Source organism: Enterococcus sp. PF1-24 (genome assembly GCF_029893325.1).
GTDB lineage: Bacteria > Bacillota > Bacilli > Lactobacillales > Enterococcaceae > HY326.
In genome coordinates this window covers 16,925-33,180 of the sequence record NZ_JARXWL010000020.1, presented here as the reverse complement: position 1 = coordinate 33,180, position 16,256 = coordinate 16,925, and the positions used below count along the sequence as shown (strand labels likewise).

Here is a 16,256-nt window from a genome sequence, read left to right as displayed (position 1 = left end):
AGTCGTTTAAAGTGGCTGCATTTTAAAGAATAACTAGATTTTTTTATGCAGAGCTGTAGAGAAAAATTTGGATTATGATAAAATAATGGATAGAGAAAATTGGAGGAAGCAATCATGAAACCTAAATATCAACGTGTTGTACTGAAATTAAGTGGTGAAGCTTTAGCTGGTAATGATGGTTTTGGCATTAAGCCACCAGTAATTAAGGAAATCATTAAAGAAATTAAGGAAGTTCATGAATTAGGTGTTGAAATGGCTATCGTGGTTGGCGGTGGTAACATCTGGCGAGGACAAATTGGTGCTCAAATGGGCATGGAACGCGCTCAAGCGGACTATATGGGCATGTTAGCGACAGTTATGAATGCTTTAGCATTGCAAGATACCTTAGAGAATGTTGGCGTACCAACTCGGGTACAGAGCTCAATTGAAATGCGTCAAATTGCTGAACCTTATATTCGTCGCCGGGCAGAACGTCATTTAGAAAAAGGTCGGGTAGTCATTTTTGCCGGCGGAACAGGCAATCCATATTTCTCTACTGATACAACAGCTGCTTTACGAGCTGCTGAAATTAATGCTGATGTTATTTTAATGGCTAAAAATAACGTGGACGGTGTATACTCAGCGGACCCTAAACTTGATAAAAATGCGGTTAAATTTGAAGAATTAACGCATTTAGAAGTAATCTCTAAAGGCTTGCAAGTGATGGATTCAACAGCTAGTTCATTAAGTATGGACAATGATATTCCATTGGTTGTTTTCAATCTAAACGAAACGGGTAATATTCGCCGCGCAATTTTAGGTGAACATATCGGAACTACAGTTAGAGGGAAATAGGTCTTTGACTTAGCTAAATTTGGATGAAATACCGCTGGCTCTGTTGTTGGTAACAAGTCAGCGGTATTTATTTTTTAAAAGGAAGGAGCGTCTTATGGAACCTGGTAAATATGCTTTGATGGTATGGTTAGCTTTTTATTTAGTACTAATTTTAACTTTTATTCAAAAAAAATTATTAGATTTTCTAACTGCAAAAATGGTTAAGTATCAATCTGTGAGTTTGAAAGTTATTGGGATACTAAATCGCTTTAAATATTTGTTTGTTCTTTATTTTTTTGTAGCAACATATTTTTGGATGCGGGAAGCAATAAGATATTATTTCCTTACTCAATTAATTGCTTGGATAATTATATTTACATTAGGATTATATGTCGTGCCTTTTATATTTCCATGGACTAGTATCATTCTACCTTTTCAGAAAAAAACAAATGAAGCAGTCAATCTTATGATTAGCTTAACAGGTATAATTAGTTTAGGCTGGATTGTTCGCTTGCTAAGAACGGGATATGTAATTACTTTAGATACTTCACCTTATGAAGGCCAGCAAACTAGTCAGCTATATAGATTCTTAGTTATCGGTTCAATTATTTTTCATTATATTTTTTCAATGCTTTATTATTTCAAACTGAATTATTCAAAAGAAGTTGAAAAAAACAAATAAAAAGCTTTATGTAAAAAGCTTTTTAACATATAATGGAAGTTAGTAAGAGCAACATCGCAATCATAAAAAATTATTAAAAAATTATTTTTTTGAACTATTGTAAGGGGGAAATAAAAATGGATACAGTTTTAGATGCTATGAAAGAAAAAATGCAAAAAGCTGAACAAGCTTTACAACGGGAATTAGGTCAAATTCGTGCGGGTCGTGCGAATGCAAGCTTATTAGACCGTATTAATGTAGATTATTATGGTGCGCAAACACCAGTGAATCAATTGGCTTCAATTACCATTCCAGAAGCACGAGTTTTAATGATTACACCTTTTGATAAATCTTCAATTGGTGATGTTGAAAAAGCGATTTTAGCTAGTGATATTGGTATCAGCCCAACAAATGATGGTACTGTGATTCGTTTAGTGATTCCACAATTAACCGAAGAACGTCGTAAAGAATTAGCTAAAGATGTGAAAAAAGCTGCCGAAGCTTCAAAAGTTGTGGTTAGAAATGCTCGTCGTGATGCGATTGATGCTTTCAAAAAACAACAAAAGAAAAGTGAAATTACTGAAGATGATTTGCGAGACTTAGAAAAACAAGTTCAAACTTTAACTGATAACAGCATTAAAGCTTTAGACAATATCACTGCCAATAAAGAAAAAGAATTACTAGACGTTTAAAAGCGAAAACTTTTAAAAAGGTTATTAATTGAAAAGAGTGCTTGCCCTAAAATACGGGTGAGTGCTCTTTTTTTACTTACTTTTAAAAAGTCTTTTTAAAATATTCTTAATAAATAGCAAAAACTTTTGATATTTCTAAGTAATTAATTTAAGTTATTGTTATAATAGATAAGATAAATTTTTAGTGAGAACTAATTTTCAAAGAAAAATTACATTAAAACGAACAAGGATGTCAGTTCGACTTACCAGAGCATCAAGCTAGTCGAATGATATACGGCGTGAGAATCAAACTAATTTTTCAAAGGAAAATTAGTACATTAAAACGAACAAGGAGGTTTTTCCGGAGATGTTTCATTTTTTTCCGCAAAAAGATAAATATGTTCAAGAAACAAGCGAATATAATTTTGACCATGAAGGGGCTGTGCCAAAACATTTAGCGGTTATTATGGATGGCAATGGGCGCTGGGCGCAAAATCGTCGTTTACCAAGAGTGGCTGGCCATAAAGAAGGAATGGAAACTGTAAAAAAAATCACTAAACACGCTTCTAAACTTGGTGTAAAAGTATTAACTTTATACGCTTTTTCAACTGAAAATTGGAAACGTGAATCTTCTGAAGTTAATTATTTAATGCAATTGCCAGTTGATTTTTTTGATAAATTTGTGCCAGAACTAATTGCTGAAAATGTAAAAGTGCATGTGATGGGCTATCAAGAAGCGTTGCCGGCTCATACTCAAGATGCCATTCAACGAGCGATGGCGGCAACTGAAAATAATACAGGCATGATTTTAAATTTTGCTTTAAATTATGGTGGTCGTGCAGAAATTGTTACGGCAACGGCAGAAATTGCTAAAGAAGTAGCAGCTGGGGAGCTTGCAGCTGATGCTGTAAATGAAGCGACAATTGCTGACCATTTAATGACAGGTTTTCTACCAGCTGATTTAAGAGAAGTTGACTTTTTAATTCGTACAAGCGGCGAAGAACGAATTAGTAACTTCTTACTATGGCAAATTGCTTATAGCGAATTATTTTTCACAGATGCTTTTTGGCCAGATTTCAACGAAGAATTATTAGAAATTGCCATTGCATCATTCCAAAACCGCAACCGTCGTTTCGGTGGCGTAACTAAAACCGACAGCCAAGTAGAAGATTAATTCTTCAGAATGATACACATGATGAAAATAAAATTATTTTTGAAAAAAATTAATACATTAATAATGAAACAGGGGGAAACATAACAATGAAACAGAGAGTGATTACCGCAGTAGTTGCGTTAGCCTTTTTTATTCCAGTGATTTGGTATGGTAAAATTGCGATTGAGTTAGTTGCTGCAGCGATGGCTGTGGTGGGCGTTTATGAACTATTTCGCATGAAAGGTTTAACGATTTTTAGTTTAGAAGGAGTTTTGTCAGCCGCTGGGGCAGCCATTTTGGTTTTACCTTTAGGTCGCTGGTTGCCTTTTTTACCTGATGGCACGAGTTCTTTTACAATTTATTATTTAATTGTCATGGTTTTATTAGGAATGTCAGTGATTTCTAAAAATACTTATACCATTGATGAAGCTGGTTTCCCAGTAATCGCAAGTTTATATACTGGGGTTGGTTTCCAACATCTCGTTACAGCACGTAATGCCAGTATTCAAGCCGTTTTATTAGCCTTGTTTATTGTTTGGGCAACTGATATTGGCGCTTATATGGTTGGACGAAAATTTGGTAAGCATAAATTATTACCAAGTGTTTCACCAAATAAAACCATTGAAGGCTCACTTGGTGGGATTTTAAGCGCAGTAGTTGTGGCGTTGATTTTTATTCTGATTTATCCAAGCAAAGAATATTTTGGTTATAGCACAATTGTAATGTTGCTATTTACAGTTGTCTTTTCAATTGTCGGTCAGTTTGGTGATTTAGTTGAATCTTCAATTAAACGTCATTACGAAGTGAAAGATTCAGGGAATATTTTACCTGGTCATGGTGGGATTTTAGATCGCTTTGATAGCTTGTTGTTTGTGTTCCCAATCATGCATCTTTTCGGCATCTTTTAAAAATAATTAAAAATCTTTGAAAAAAGCTGAGAAAATTGCTATTTTCTCAGCTTTTACTAGTATTAATTTGGTTATTCTTTCGTAATATGATAAAATGTGTCTAGCTTTTCCGTAGGCTAGCAAGCAAAATGGCAGTTAGCTCTACTAAAAAGATTAACAAATGAAGGAAGGATTACATGAAGACAGTTATTACATTTCTGATTGTGTTTGGCGTAATAGTGCTTATTCATGAATTTGGACATTTTTATTTTGCCAGAAAATCCGGGATTCTTGTCCGGGAATTTTCGATTGGTATGGGTCCAAAAATTTATGCGCATCAGGGGAAAGATGGCACCGCTTATACCGTTCGTATGCTACCAGTCGGTGGCTATGTAAGAATGGCGGGAGTTGAAGAAGATGATACCACTTTAACGCCAGGAATGCCCTTAGCTATTATGCTTAATGAAAACAATCAAGTCGTTAAAATTAATTTAAGTAAAAAAATTCAACTGCCTAATAGTGTGCCGTTGGAATTAACGAAGCACGATTTAGTTGATGCGTTAGAAATATCTGGTTTTGTCATGGGGGACGAAACCGAAGAAATGACCTATACTGTTTGTCATGATGCAACAATTATTGAAGAAAATGGTGTGGAAGTTCGTATCGCACCAAGAGATGTTCAATTTCAATCAGCGAAATTATGGCAGCGGATGTTAACCAATTTTGCTGGACCAATGAATAATTTCATTTTAAGTTTGGTTATTTTTATCGCGATTGCTTTTCTACGTGGCGGCGTTCCTGATAATCAACATCAGGAAGTTGCGATTGGTGAAATTGTCGCTGATAGTGTTGCTGAAAAAGCTGGTTTTCAAACTGGTGATCAAATCTTAACGATTGACGGCAAAGCGATTAATACTGGCGATGAAGCGATTGAAATTATTTCCGCTCATCCTGAAGAAGAAGTCGCTTTTGAAGTGTTGCGAGATGATCAAAAGCAAACGATTAAAGTAGCACCGAAAAAAGAAAAAGTTGATGGTCAAACGGTTGGTCGCTTAGGCGTGGGTATTACAACCATGGCTAAAATTACTAAAGCAAGTGTTGGGGAAAAAATTATTTGGGGTGCGAAAGAAACTGGTAATCAAATTTTATCAATTTTTGACTCTCTGAAAAGTTTAGTTAAACGTTTTAATATTAATCAACTTGGTGGACCAGTAATGATGTTCCAGCTGTCAGCACAGGCTTCAGAAGGCGGCGCAATGACTGTTTTACTATTGATGGGTTGGTTATCAATCAGTTTAGGCATTATGAATTTGCTACCAATTCCTGGGTTAGATGGCGGTAAATTATTGCTTAATATTATTGAAGGATTGAGAGGCAAACCCCTTAGTCAAGAGAAAGAAGGTATTATCACCCTGATTGGGGTTGGGTGCATGGTACTGTTAATGTTGGCTGTTACATGGAATGATATTCAACGTTTCTTGTTCCGTTAAATTTGAAAATTGAATAAGTAAGGATGGAGAAAATGAAACAATCTAAAATGCTTATACCTACATTACGTCAAGTACCAAATGATGCAGAGGCTTTAAGTCATCAAATGTTGTTACGGGGTGGTTTTATTCGGCAAGTGGCTTCAGGAGTGTATTCCTATTTACCATTGGCGAATCGAGTTTTAGAGAAATTAAAAAACATCATGCGTGAAGAATTTGATAAAATTGATGCGGTTGAAATGTTAATGCCAGCACTTTTACCGGCAGAATTGTGGATTGAATCAGGGCGTTATGAAACATATGGTCCTAATTTATATCGCTTAAAAGATCGTCATCAACGTGATTATCTTTTAGGTCCAACTCATGAAGAAGTTTTTACAGATTTAATTGGTCATGAAATTAACTCTTATAAACGTTTACCACTTTCTTTGTATCAATTTCAAACGAAGTTCCGTGATGAAAAACGTCCACGTTTTGGTTTGTTGCGAGGTCGCGAGTTTATGATGAAAGATGGCTATTCTTTTCATGCAACAGAAGAGTCATTAGATGAAGTTTATCGTAGCTATGAAAAAGTCTATCATGCGATTTTTGAACGTTGTGGCTTAGAATTTAGAGCGATTATTGGTGATGGTGGTGCCATGGGAGGTAAAGACTCTAAAGAGTTTATGGCAATTGCTGAAATTGGTGAAGATACCATTTGTTATTCAACTGAAAGTGACTATGCTGCTAATTTAGAAATGGCAACTAGTTTATATACACCGAAAACTTCTCATGAAGCTGAGCTAGCTTTAGAGAAAGTAGCTACGCCAGAGGTGGAAACGATTGAAGAAGTCGCGAATTTCTTTGAAATTTCACCACAAAAAACGATTAAATCAATGTTATTTATGGCTGATGGAGAACCTGTACTGGCTTTAGTTCGGGGAGATCATCAAGTTAATGAAATTAAACTGAAAAACTTTTTAGCAGCGGATTTCTTAGAAGAAGCAACTGCTGAAGAAGCTTTAAAATATTTAAATGCTGAGTTCGGTTCGCTGGGGCCAGTAGGTGTTTCCCAAGAAGTTAAAATTTATGCAGACCTTTATGTTCAAGGGATTGCTAACGGCGTTACTGGTGCGAATCAAACGGGTTATCATTATCGTAATGTCAATCCTAGTCGTGATTTTGAAGTTATTGCTTATGAAGATCTACGTTTTGTTCAAGAGGGAGATCCTTCTCCTGACGGTAATGGCGAGTTGGCCTTTACTAAAGGGATTGAAATTGGCCATATCTTCAAATTAGGAACACGCTATAGTGAAGCTATGAACGCAACGGTTTTAGATGAAAATGGTCGTGAAATTCCGATTATTATGGGCTGCTATGGCATTGGCGTTAGTCGCTTATTGTCAGCGATTGTTGAACAAAATGCTGAGGAAGATGGCATCAACTGGCCACGGGGGATTGCGCCTTTTGATTTGCATATTGTGCAAATGAACATTAACGACGAACATCAATCAAAATTAGCTGAAGAAGTGGAAAAAACCATGTCGCAAGCTGGTTATGAAGTTTTAGTTGACGATCGTAACGAAAGAGCAGGGGTTAAATTTGCAGATGCAGATTTAATTGGTTGCCCGATTCGCATCACGGTTGGGAAAAAAGCTGTCGACGGTGTTGTTGAAGTTAAGATTAGACGGACCAATGAGATGTTGGAGGTTCGTAAAGATGAACTGGCTAGTACGTTAAGTATTTTATTAAATCCAGCATCAGAATAAGTAACCTTTCCACCCGTGGAAACGGGTGGATTTTTTCATGTTGCTGACTGCTATAAAAATACTTTTTACGTGAAAATTTGGCAATTCTATTTATTAAGTTACTTTTAAATTATGCGGTAAAGATTTTTTTATGGTAGAATGTTCGGTAGTATAAATTTATCTTGAAAAGTTTGGATGAAAATAAATGAAAAGAAAACGAAGAGGTCCAATTGGTTGGCTATTTAGAATTATTCGCTGGATAATATTAGTCTGCTTGATTGTAGCCATCTATTTTGGTTATAAAATTTATAAAAATGTTGAGCAAGTTTCTTCTTATCGCCAACAAGTAACTCAGCTGACGCAGCAATATCAGCTAGAAGGTTATGAAAATTTAGTTTTAGCAATTATTTATACAGAATCTAAAGGTAATGGCACTGATTTGATGCAAAGCTCTGAAAGTTTAACGGGAGAACAGTCCTTAATTCATTCGCAGGAAGAAAGTTTGAATCAAGGGATGCAATATCTTTCACAGGCGATTCAAGCCGGACTCGATGCTGATTGTGACCTTTGGACAGCTGTTCAAGCTTATAATTACGGGCTTGATTATATTGATTATGTAAAAATTAACGGTGGAACTAACACAACTAAGTTAGCTGAACGATATTCTAAAGATGTCGTGGCGCCTTTTTTAGGCAATAGCACGGAAGAAACTTATCGTTATTGGCGAGTTCAGTCGCTTTTATATAATCGTGGTTATTTATATAAAAACGGTGGTAACTTTTTTTACGCTGAAATCGTTAGAGATAATCAAGTTTTTATCGAGCTCTATCAAAAATTCTTTAATTAACTTCAAGTTTAGTTAGCAAAAATTTAATACATTAGTTAGGAGTATTTTCATGGATAAGAATCAATCAAAAGAAAAATCTCAGTCACAAGGTTGGCTGTTACGCTTTGTAAAAGGTATGTTTATTGGCTCTGGTTTTATTTTACCAGGTGTCAGCGGTGGGGCTTTAGCAGCGATTTTTGGAATTTATGAGCGGATAATTTCTTTTTTAGCCCATATTACAAAAAACTTTAAGGAAAATGTCTTGTTCTTTATTCCAGTTGGCTTAGGGGGTGTAACCGGGGTATTTTTACTTTCTTTTGCGGTTAGTTTTTTATTAACAGAATATGAAACACCGATTTTGTGGTTCTTTGTGGGTTGTATTATTGGTACGGCGCCGGCTTTATGGAAAGAAGCAGGTAAGGAAGGCCGTAATAAAACTGATCTTGGAATTACGGCTGTTACCAGTGTGGTTGCTTTTATCTTTTTACTATTCGGTGCCAAATTATTTGGTGGTCATGTAGAACAAAATTTCTTCACATGGATGATTGCGGGGGCTTTAATTGGTTTAGGGATGATTGTACCGGGGTTAAGTCCTTCTAATTTTTTAGTTTATATGGGCATGTACACAGCAATGGCTGACGGGATTAAAGCGTTAGATTTTGGCGTAATTATTCCGATTGGAATTGGCGGAATCGTTTGTGTTTTAGGATTATCAAAAGTAATGGATTATATTTTTAGTAAAGCTTATGCCAAATTATATCATTTCATTTTAGGGGTGGTTTTGGCGTCAACCGTGATGATTATTCCAACTAATTACGCTGGTATGGGCTTCCTTGGCTATGTTGCTTGTTTCTTATTATGCTTAGCAGGAGCGGCATTAGGCTGGTGGATGAGTCGCTTAGAAGAACGTTATAAATAAACAAAAAAGAATTTCAGCGGGAGTTAAAAAACTTTAGCTGAAATTTTTTTTTAAGTTCTATTTGTTTTTCAAAAGATAATTAGGCTAATTTTAAATATATTCGCTTTTATTGAAAAAACTAGGGTAAAGACTTGAAAAATAACCAAATTGTGATAAAATTGACAATGTATAATTGTGTCTTGTTATCAAATCGTACCTAATATTTCATTGGTGCGATTTTTTTCAACTAAGTACTACAGTTTTTGATGATTTTCATCAAAAGGTGACTGTTGGGTAGGCCTAACTTGTTCAAGTGGTCCTTTAAGCAAGGGGGGATTGAATGGCACAGAAGATACCAGCGGAAACGATTGACGAAATACGCAGTAAAACCAATATTGTTGATGTGATTGGTCAGTATGTTCAGTTGAAAAAATCCGGCAAAAATCATTTAGGTCTTTGTCCTTTCCACGAAGAAAGAACACCTTCTTTTTCGGTGGCCGAAGATAAACAGATATTTCACTGTTTTGGCTGTGGTAAGGGTGGAAATGTCTTTACCTTTATTCAAGAAATTGATGGGATTAGCTTTCCTGAAGCGGTAATCAAAATTGCTGAAATGGAACAATTGCCAATTGATGCAGCTTGGAAAACTTCTGAAACGAGCGTTGACAATCCGCAACTAGCTAAACAGCGAGAATTGATTCAGTTACATGAAAAAGCCCGTGAATTATTTCACCATATGTTGGTTCACACTAAAGCTGGCGAAGAAGCTTTGGACTATTTGCTAGACCGGGGCCTAACGATGGAGTTAATTGAGACCTTCCAAATCGGGTTTGCGCCGCAGCAACGAGAATTTTTGGGTAAAATTTTTCAAAATGATCAAGTTCAACAACAAGCAATGGTTGATTCAGGTTTATTTATTCAAAGAGAAGACGGCTCATTAGCTGACCGGTTTTATCAACGAATTATGTTTCCTGTTAAAGACTTTCAAGGTAAGACAATCGGTTTTTCCGGGCGGTTTTTACAAACGGCTGAATTTTCAGGAAAAGATCAACCAAAATATTTGAACAGTCCAGAAACTGAGATTTTCAACAAGCGGAATATTCTTTATAACTTTGATGCGGCCAGACCAACGATTCGCAAAGAGGAAACAGTCTTTTTATTTGAAGGCTTTATGGATGTGATTTCGGCTTGGCAAGCAGGCATTAAAAACGGTATTGCTTCCATGGGAACTAGCTTAACCAATGAACAAATTAATGGTATTCAACGGGTCAGTAAAAATGTTGTCATTTGTTACGACGGCGATTCTGCTGGGGTTGAAGCAACGCAACGAGCAGTTCAACTGCTGCAACAACACAGTGCTTTAAAGCTAACCGTTGTCAGCTTACCTGAAAAAATGGATCCTGATGATTACCGTAAAAAATATGGTGATGAAGCTTTAAAAGAATTACTATTTCATGGACAACAAACGACATTTGCTTTTCAGATGAGTTACCTAAGAAAAAATCGTAACCTGCAAAATGAAAAGGAAATGCTAGATTATTTACAAGAAGTTTTGCAAGCACTAGTGAAAGTTCCTTCACCGATTGAGCAAGATCGCTATCTGGTTCAATTAGCACAAGAGTTTCAAGTGAGTCGTGAATCATTGCAACAACAGTTTCGTTCTTTGCAACAAAATGTCCGACAAGAAGAACGGGCCGCTTACTACTCTTCACCAGAAGGACAATTTCAACCAGCTGTTGCTACAAATGATTTAACTATACAAACGCAAGCTAAACCATTAACACAAGTGGAAAAAGCTGAGCGGATGCTGCTGTATCGTTTATTTAACGAGGCAACACTACGTGGAGAACTTCAAAGTCAAGATTTTCACTTTATCCATGATGAATATCAAGAAATCTATTTATTGATGGATACTTATTTAACGGAAACAAATCAGTTTAATTTAGCTGATTTTATCGATTTTCTTAAGGATGAGGCACTTAAGAAAGTCGTAATAGAAATTGCCTATTTAGAACTTTCTGAAGAAAGCACTGCGCGGGAAATCCAAGATCTATTTCACGTGATTGCCAAGGCTGAAATTGCTGAAAAAATCGCTGAAAAGAAAAGACAGCAGCAAGAAGCCAGTCGTAATGGCAATCGCCAATTAGATACGGAGTTACAAATTGAAATATTTGAGTTAACCAAGCAGCTTAAGCAAGCCTAATAGTTTTGAAAGGGGCCTTCCTACATGGCAGAAGAATCAAAAAAAGTAACATATGATGAAGCATTAGCCGCTTTTATCAAAGAGAACAAAAGTAAAGGACAAGTTGTTTACGATGAGTTAAGCAATCAATTGGCGACACCTTATTCATTGAACGCAGACGAAATGGAGAAATTAATCCAAAAAGTTGAAGATTCAGGAATTAGTGTTGTTGATGAAAATGGTGAACCTAGTGTTCACAGCTTAAAGAAAGATGAAAAAACAGCTGTTAAGGCCCAACAAGAAGATTTATCTGCACCGACTGGGGTAAAAATTAATGACCCCGTTCGGATGTATTTGAAAGAAATTGGTCGTGTACCTTTGTTAAGCGCCGAAGAAGAAGTTGCTTTAGCATTAAAAATTGAAGAAGGCGATCAAGAAGCGAAACAACGCCTTGCTGAAGCTAACTTACGTTTGGTTGTAAGTATTGCTAAACGTTATGTAGGCCGGGGAATGCAATTCCTTGATTTAATCCAAGAAGGTAATATGGGCTTAATGAAAGCTGTTGAAAAATTCGATTATCGCAAAGGTTTCAAATTTTCAACTTATGCGACTTGGTGGATTCGTCAAGCTATCACGCGAGCAATTGCCGATCAAGCAAGAACGATTCGGATTCCTGTGCATATGGTGGAAACCATTAATAAATTAATTCGGATTCAACGTCAATTATTGCAAGATTTAGGTCGGGAACCAACACCAGAAGAAATTGGTGCAGAAATGGATTTACCAACTGAAAAAGTTCGCGAAATCTTGAAAATTGCTCAAGAGCCTGTTTCATTAGAAACACCAATTGGGGAAGAAGATGATTCTCATTTAGGTGATTTTATTGAAGACCAAGAAGCAACTAGTCCAGCAGAACACGCTGCCTATGAGTTATTAAAAGAACAGTTAGAAGAAGTTTTAGATACTTTAACTGATCGTGAAGAAAACGTCTTGCGATTACGTTTTGGCTTAGATGATGGCCGAACACGGACATTGGAAGAGGTAGGTAAAGTATTTGGTGTCACTCGTGAACGGATTCGACAAATTGAAGCAAAAGCTTTGCGGAAATTGCGCCATCCTTCTCGTTCTAAACAATTACGGGACTTCTTAGAATAAATATTTGTTAATATTTTGGCCCGATAAGTCCTTTTGCTTATCGGGTTTTTCTCTTTTTTAACTCGTTTTTGAAGATTCTTTTGTGTTTTTATAGGAAAAAAAGTCAAGTTTTGTAAAAAATTTCATCTGAAGTATTGGAACAAAAGGCTTTCTATGTTAGATTAAAAGTTAGATGATTAGAGGAAGGAGTTTATGAATTCCGTGAAACATGCATGCCCAAAATGTGGATTTGAATATGTTGGTGACTTAGATAAATGTCCTAACTGTGGTTTTTTAATTAAAGAAGATAGTAATGATAATATAGAAGGTTCTCAGCCGTTAGAAAATTTGGCTGCCGAACGAAAAGATACTTCAAAGGAAAATGAGGTTGATGCAACCATCTCAGAAACGAAAGAGTTTGCGATTTCTGATATCAACGATGATATTCAATGGTCTGACTTTGAAGATATGTCGATTGGTTCAGTTGCTGAAATTTTGAATGATACTTTAGATGAGGATGACTTGAAAGAATTACAAGCATTGACTGATAAAGTAGAAAATGCAGAAAAAGAACAGTTGGCGGAACAAGCAACAACTGAAGATGACGATACAAAAGAATTTGATTTTGAGTTATCAGAGAATGATGTTTTAGCACAATACATCAAAGCACATCGTCATTCAACTACTCATGAAGGTCAAGAAATCACTGATGGAGAGACTGAAGAGTTAGTTACTTCCCTTGAAGAAACAACTGAAATAGAAGTTTCTGACGAGTTATCTGATACAGTAGCAGAGGAAAGTGAAGTTCTTGAAACAGAAGTCAGCGATGCTACTGAAGAAACAACAGTGGAAGTAGTTGCAGAAGATGACGCTGAGACACTTACTGAAGAGGTTAAAACGCCAGAAATTGATATGCTTGACTCTGAAGAATTGGAAGAAGCAGTCGTTTCTGAGAAAGTCAGTGAATCAGCAGAAGAAGTTGTAGAAGAAACCGAAACTGAAGCAGTTGTAACCGCGACAGAAGAAGTTTCTGAAGAAGTGACTGAAAATACCGACGAACAAAGAAAAGGCAACGATACACCGCCTAATCTTTTCGTCTTAGATACTGAGGAAGCGAAACGTTTAGCCGATGAAATTGCGGAAAGAGATGCTTATCATGAAGCAGCAGAGGAATCAGAAGATTACTTTGAATTTGATGACCCTGATTTAGTACCCCTTCCTTCAGAAGATGAAAGTGTAGCGAAAAAATTTGCTAATCTGCCTAAATTTAATGAAACAGCTAAAAATTTAGATAATCATTCTCGTTTGCAACCTTTACCAGAGTTCAATCGGAAAAAATTAGAGCAGCAATTACAACAAAAACGTAAAACAGATTTATCTGACACTAAAGCAATTGTGCCACAACCAGAACCAACTGCTAAAGACGTCAGAAAACCAGAAGTACAATCGCAACCAGTTCTGCCAGAAACAACAAATGAAGCAGCTGAAACAGCGCCTAAGAAGAGTCGGAAAAAATGGCTTTATCTTGGTGCCGCAGCGGTTTTATTAGCTGGTGGTGGTTCTTATTATGTTTATTATCAAAATCAACAAAAAGTTGCTGAAGCTGCTCGTGTAGCTAAAGAACAAAAAGCAACAGCCGAAGCTATGACTAACATTGAAAAAGAACTAAATGCTTTTTATACTGATGATACCCAAGAATTTATTAAGAGTGAAAAAGTCAATGCTAGCTTAGGAACGATTAAAGTTGAACTTGATAAATATAGCAAAGAAGATGGCTATCAAGATTTAGTAAAAGCCTTTGATAAAGTTAAAGAAAAAGTGACAACAATTAAAGATGTCAATGGTCTTTTCACGACACCAATCATTAATGGTCATGGTTTAGTTGAAAATCCAATGCTGAAAGCTGATAAAGAAATTACTTTAACCAAACCTGAAACAACAGGTGGGTTTGATACTTTAGTTAAACAAGCAATTGAAGTGGCTGAAGAACAGTATCAAACGTTACAAACGGCTAAAACAAAAGTAGCGTTAGTTTATCAATCTGGAAGAGTTTTAGATTCAGCGACTCGGGAAAATTATGATGTAGCAGTGGCAGCTGTAGCAGCAATAAAAAATTCTGCTTTAGCTAAAGATTTGCAAAGTCAATTAAAGGATGTTAACACTTATTTAACTGAGAAAGAAGCGACAACTAATCCAGCTGGTCAAAACGGTAATAGCACGACAAGTGGTAGTACTGCAAATACTGACGGTTCTGTTTCAAACAATGGCACTGCTAACAATAATAGTGGTACAAGTAGCAACGCCGGCAGTGGTAGCAGCTATGGCTATACAATTGGCGATGGTGGTGCAGTAATTGGCTTTACTATGAACACAGAAGGCAAGCCAATTGTAGAGACTAATACTAATGATGTTAATGACACTGCTAATTCTGCTTGGGTCTGGGCTGGCGATGTTAAAGAAACTGTGATTAATAAATGTATTGAACGGGGTTATATTACTGCTGATGCTTATACCTTACAACCAGCAGTAATTGTTAATGGCAACGGGATTTATAACTTATTCCGTGGTGACGGTAGTTATGTTGTTTCAATTAACTGTAAAACAGGTTGGTTTAAAGGGAATGGACCTGGTGGACCAAATACTCGTGTAAATTAAAAGCGAGTTCTAATGTGATTTAAGAAAGAATGTCGAGAGTGGAACGAAAGTTTAATGTTCCACTCTCGCTCCAGTTTTAAAAAGATGAAGTTGTGATTTTAAAGTGAGGTTTTAAGTATGGAAGATGTTTCAGTTGGCTATCGCACTTTTCGGGAAGGTGTGAAGGCTTGTTTGCCAACAGTTTTAGGCTACGTAGGCATTGGGATTGCTGCCGGTGTAGTTGGTAAAGGTGTCGGTTTAAGTGTTTTAGAAATTATGGCGATGTCGGTTTTAATTTATGCTGGCAGTGCGCAGTTTATTATTTGTGGGATGTTAGCTATTCAGGCACCGATAGTAGCGATTATTGCGACGACCTTTTTAGTTAACCTACGCCATTTTTTAATGAGTATGTCAGTGGCAGGATATTTTAAAAATGTGCCGCTACTTAAAAGTATCGGTATAGGTACGCTGTTAACAGATGAATCTTACGGGGTTTTAGTGACAGCATTAAATAATCAACATAAAGTTTCGGTAGCTTGGACCAATGGCTTAAATATAACGGCTTATTTAACTTGGATTTTAGCAACTGGGGTAGGTGGAATTTTAGGTAATTTTTTACCGAATCCAGAAATGTTAGGGATGGATTTTGCTTTAACTGGGATGTTTTTAGGCTTATTTGTTTTACAAGCGGATTTACCTATCAGAAAACGGACAAAACAAACGATTTTACTTTTAATCGTGGTTTGTAGTAGTTTATTTATATTAATGAAATTTGTATCGGCAGAGTTAGCAGTGATTATTGCTACACTACTAGGTTGCTTAGTTGGGACGGTGACGCAAAATGAGTAGTCAATTTATTTTGTTATTATTAGGTGGCTGTCTGATTACTTGGTTACCTAGAGTCGTGCCGTTTTTGTTATCTAAAAAAGTTGATTTCCCAAAATGGTTAAATGACTTTTTAGCTTATTTACCTTTGTGTATTTTGACGGCTTTATTATTTCAAAGTATTTTAGTTTATCGCCAAGGGCAATTTCCAGCGGTGAAAGTGCTGGAGTTAATTGCTTGTCTGCCAACTTTTGCAGTAGCAATCAAAACAAAAGACTTAATGAAAACTGTGTTAGTTGCTGTGGTGACTATCGCTTTGCTACGGTTTATTTTTTAGGGAAAGAACCTAATTAGAAAG

Annotated in this window: 14 protein-coding genes; all 14 read left to right on the top strand. The window is 36.3% G+C overall.

All coding sequences use genetic code 11. The features are described from left to right. The first annotated feature begins 111 nt into the window (after positions 1-111). The 14 genes from pyrH to M2139_RS09650 all read left to right on the top strand — a co-directional run bounded on the left by pyrH (position 112) and on the right by M2139_RS09650 (position 16,235). A complete protein-coding gene (gene pyrH, locus M2139_RS09715) occupies positions 112-834 on the top strand; it encodes a UMP kinase (protein ID WP_280738666.1) in 723 nt (240 codons plus the stop codon). A gap of 94 nt (positions 835-928) precedes the next feature. Next, a complete protein-coding gene (locus M2139_RS09710; RefSeq protein ID WP_280738644.1) occupies positions 929-1,495 on the top strand; it encodes a hypothetical protein in 567 nt (188 codons plus the stop codon). A gap of 116 nt (positions 1,496-1,611) precedes the next feature. Then, positions 1,612-2,166 carry a ribosome recycling factor gene (gene frr, locus M2139_RS09705; protein WP_280738643.1) on the top strand — a complete coding sequence of 185 codons (555 nt, stop codon included), beginning with the start codon at positions 1,612-1,614 and terminating at the stop codon, positions 2,164-2,166. A 346-nt stretch (positions 2,167-2,512) separates the two neighbouring features. Further along, positions 2,513-3,319, top strand: coding sequence for an isoprenyl transferase (locus tag M2139_RS09700; RefSeq protein ID WP_280738642.1), 807 nt, complete (start codon positions 2,513-2,515; stop codon positions 3,317-3,319). A gap of 86 nt (positions 3,320-3,405) precedes the next feature. Beyond that, complete coding sequence (locus tag M2139_RS09695; protein WP_280738641.1) at positions 3,406-4,206, top strand: phosphatidate cytidylyltransferase; 801 nt, start codon at positions 3,406-3,408, stop codon at positions 4,204-4,206. Positions 4,207-4,382: 176 nt separating this feature from the next. Then, positions 4,383-5,675: an RIP metalloprotease RseP gene (rseP, locus tag M2139_RS09690; RefSeq protein ID WP_280738640.1), complete on the top strand. Its 1,293-nt coding sequence runs from the start codon at positions 4,383-4,385 to the stop codon at positions 5,673-5,675. Between the two features lie 32 nt (positions 5,676-5,707). After that, a complete protein-coding gene (locus M2139_RS09685; RefSeq protein ID WP_280738639.1) occupies positions 5,708-7,420 on the top strand; it encodes a proline--tRNA ligase in 1,713 nt (570 codons plus the stop codon). A gap of 184 nt (positions 7,421-7,604) precedes the next feature. After that, positions 7,605-8,246 (top strand): lysozyme family protein, encoded by a 642-nt coding sequence (locus tag M2139_RS09680; protein WP_280738638.1) that lies wholly within the window; start codon positions 7,605-7,607, stop codon positions 8,244-8,246. Between the two features lie 49 nt (positions 8,247-8,295). After that, the gene (locus M2139_RS09675; RefSeq protein ID WP_280738637.1) at positions 8,296-9,144 is read left to right on the top strand and encodes a DUF368 domain-containing protein; all 849 of its coding nucleotides are present in this window, start codon (positions 8,296-8,298) and stop codon (positions 9,142-9,144) included. 319 nt (positions 9,145-9,463) lie between these two features. Continuing rightward, on the top strand, positions 9,464-11,326 hold the full coding sequence (gene dnaG, locus M2139_RS09670) for a DNA primase (RefSeq protein ID WP_280738636.1): 1,863 nt from the start codon (positions 9,464-9,466) through the stop codon (positions 11,324-11,326). 24 nt (positions 11,327-11,350) lie between these two features. After that, positions 11,351-12,460, top strand: coding sequence for an RNA polymerase sigma factor RpoD (rpoD, locus tag M2139_RS09665; RefSeq protein ID WP_280738635.1), 1,110 nt, complete (start codon positions 11,351-11,353; stop codon positions 12,458-12,460). Positions 12,461-12,661: 201 nt separating this feature from the next. Further along, positions 12,662-15,094 carry a cell division site-positioning protein MapZ family protein gene (locus M2139_RS09660; RefSeq protein WP_280738634.1) on the top strand — a complete coding sequence of 811 codons (2,433 nt, stop codon included), beginning with the start codon at positions 12,662-12,664 and terminating at the stop codon, positions 15,092-15,094. Between the two features lie 117 nt (positions 15,095-15,211). Continuing rightward, positions 15,212-15,922, top strand: a complete 711-nt coding sequence (locus M2139_RS09655) for an AzlC family ABC transporter permease (RefSeq protein WP_280738633.1) — start codon at positions 15,212-15,214, stop codon at positions 15,920-15,922. After that, complete coding sequence (locus M2139_RS09650) at positions 15,915-16,235, top strand: AzlD domain-containing protein (protein WP_280738632.1); 321 nt, start codon at positions 15,915-15,917, stop codon at positions 16,233-16,235. The genes M2139_RS09655 and M2139_RS09650 overlap by 8 nt, the downstream gene beginning before the upstream one ends. The last annotated feature ends 21 nt before the right edge of the window (positions 16,236-16,256 follow it).

Bases quoted from the DNA above. Each gene is read 5' to 3' on its own strand.
- M2139_RS09710 (WP_280738644.1), top strand. From the start codon at position 929: ATGGAACCTGGTAAATATGCTTTGATGGTATGGTTAGCTTTTTATTTA.
- frr (WP_280738643.1), top strand. From the start codon at position 1,612: ATGGATACAGTTTTAGATGCTATGAAAGAAAAAATGCAAAAAGCTGAA.
- M2139_RS09700 (WP_280738642.1), top strand. From the start codon at position 2,513: ATGTTTCATTTTTTTCCGCAAAAAGATAAATATGTTCAAGAAACAAGC.
- M2139_RS09695 (WP_280738641.1), top strand. From the start codon at position 3,406: ATGAAACAGAGAGTGATTACCGCAGTAGTTGCGTTAGCCTTTTTTATT.
- rseP (WP_280738640.1), top strand. From the start codon at position 4,383: ATGAAGACAGTTATTACATTTCTGATTGTGTTTGGCGTAATAGTGCTT.
- M2139_RS09685 (WP_280738639.1), top strand. From the start codon at position 5,708: ATGAAACAATCTAAAATGCTTATACCTACATTACGTCAAGTACCAAAT.
- M2139_RS09680 (WP_280738638.1), top strand. From the start codon at position 7,605: ATGAAAAGAAAACGAAGAGGTCCAATTGGTTGGCTATTTAGAATTATT.
- M2139_RS09675 (WP_280738637.1), top strand. From the start codon at position 8,296: ATGGATAAGAATCAATCAAAAGAAAAATCTCAGTCACAAGGTTGGCTG.
- dnaG (WP_280738636.1), top strand. From the start codon at position 9,464: ATGGCACAGAAGATACCAGCGGAAACGATTGACGAAATACGCAGTAAA.
- rpoD (WP_280738635.1), top strand. From the start codon at position 11,351: ATGGCAGAAGAATCAAAAAAAGTAACATATGATGAAGCATTAGCCGCT.
- M2139_RS09655 (WP_280738633.1), top strand. From the start codon at position 15,212: ATGGAAGATGTTTCAGTTGGCTATCGCACTTTTCGGGAAGGTGTGAAG.
- M2139_RS09650 (WP_280738632.1), top strand. From the start codon at position 15,915: ATGAGTAGTCAATTTATTTTGTTATTATTAGGTGGCTGTCTGATTACT.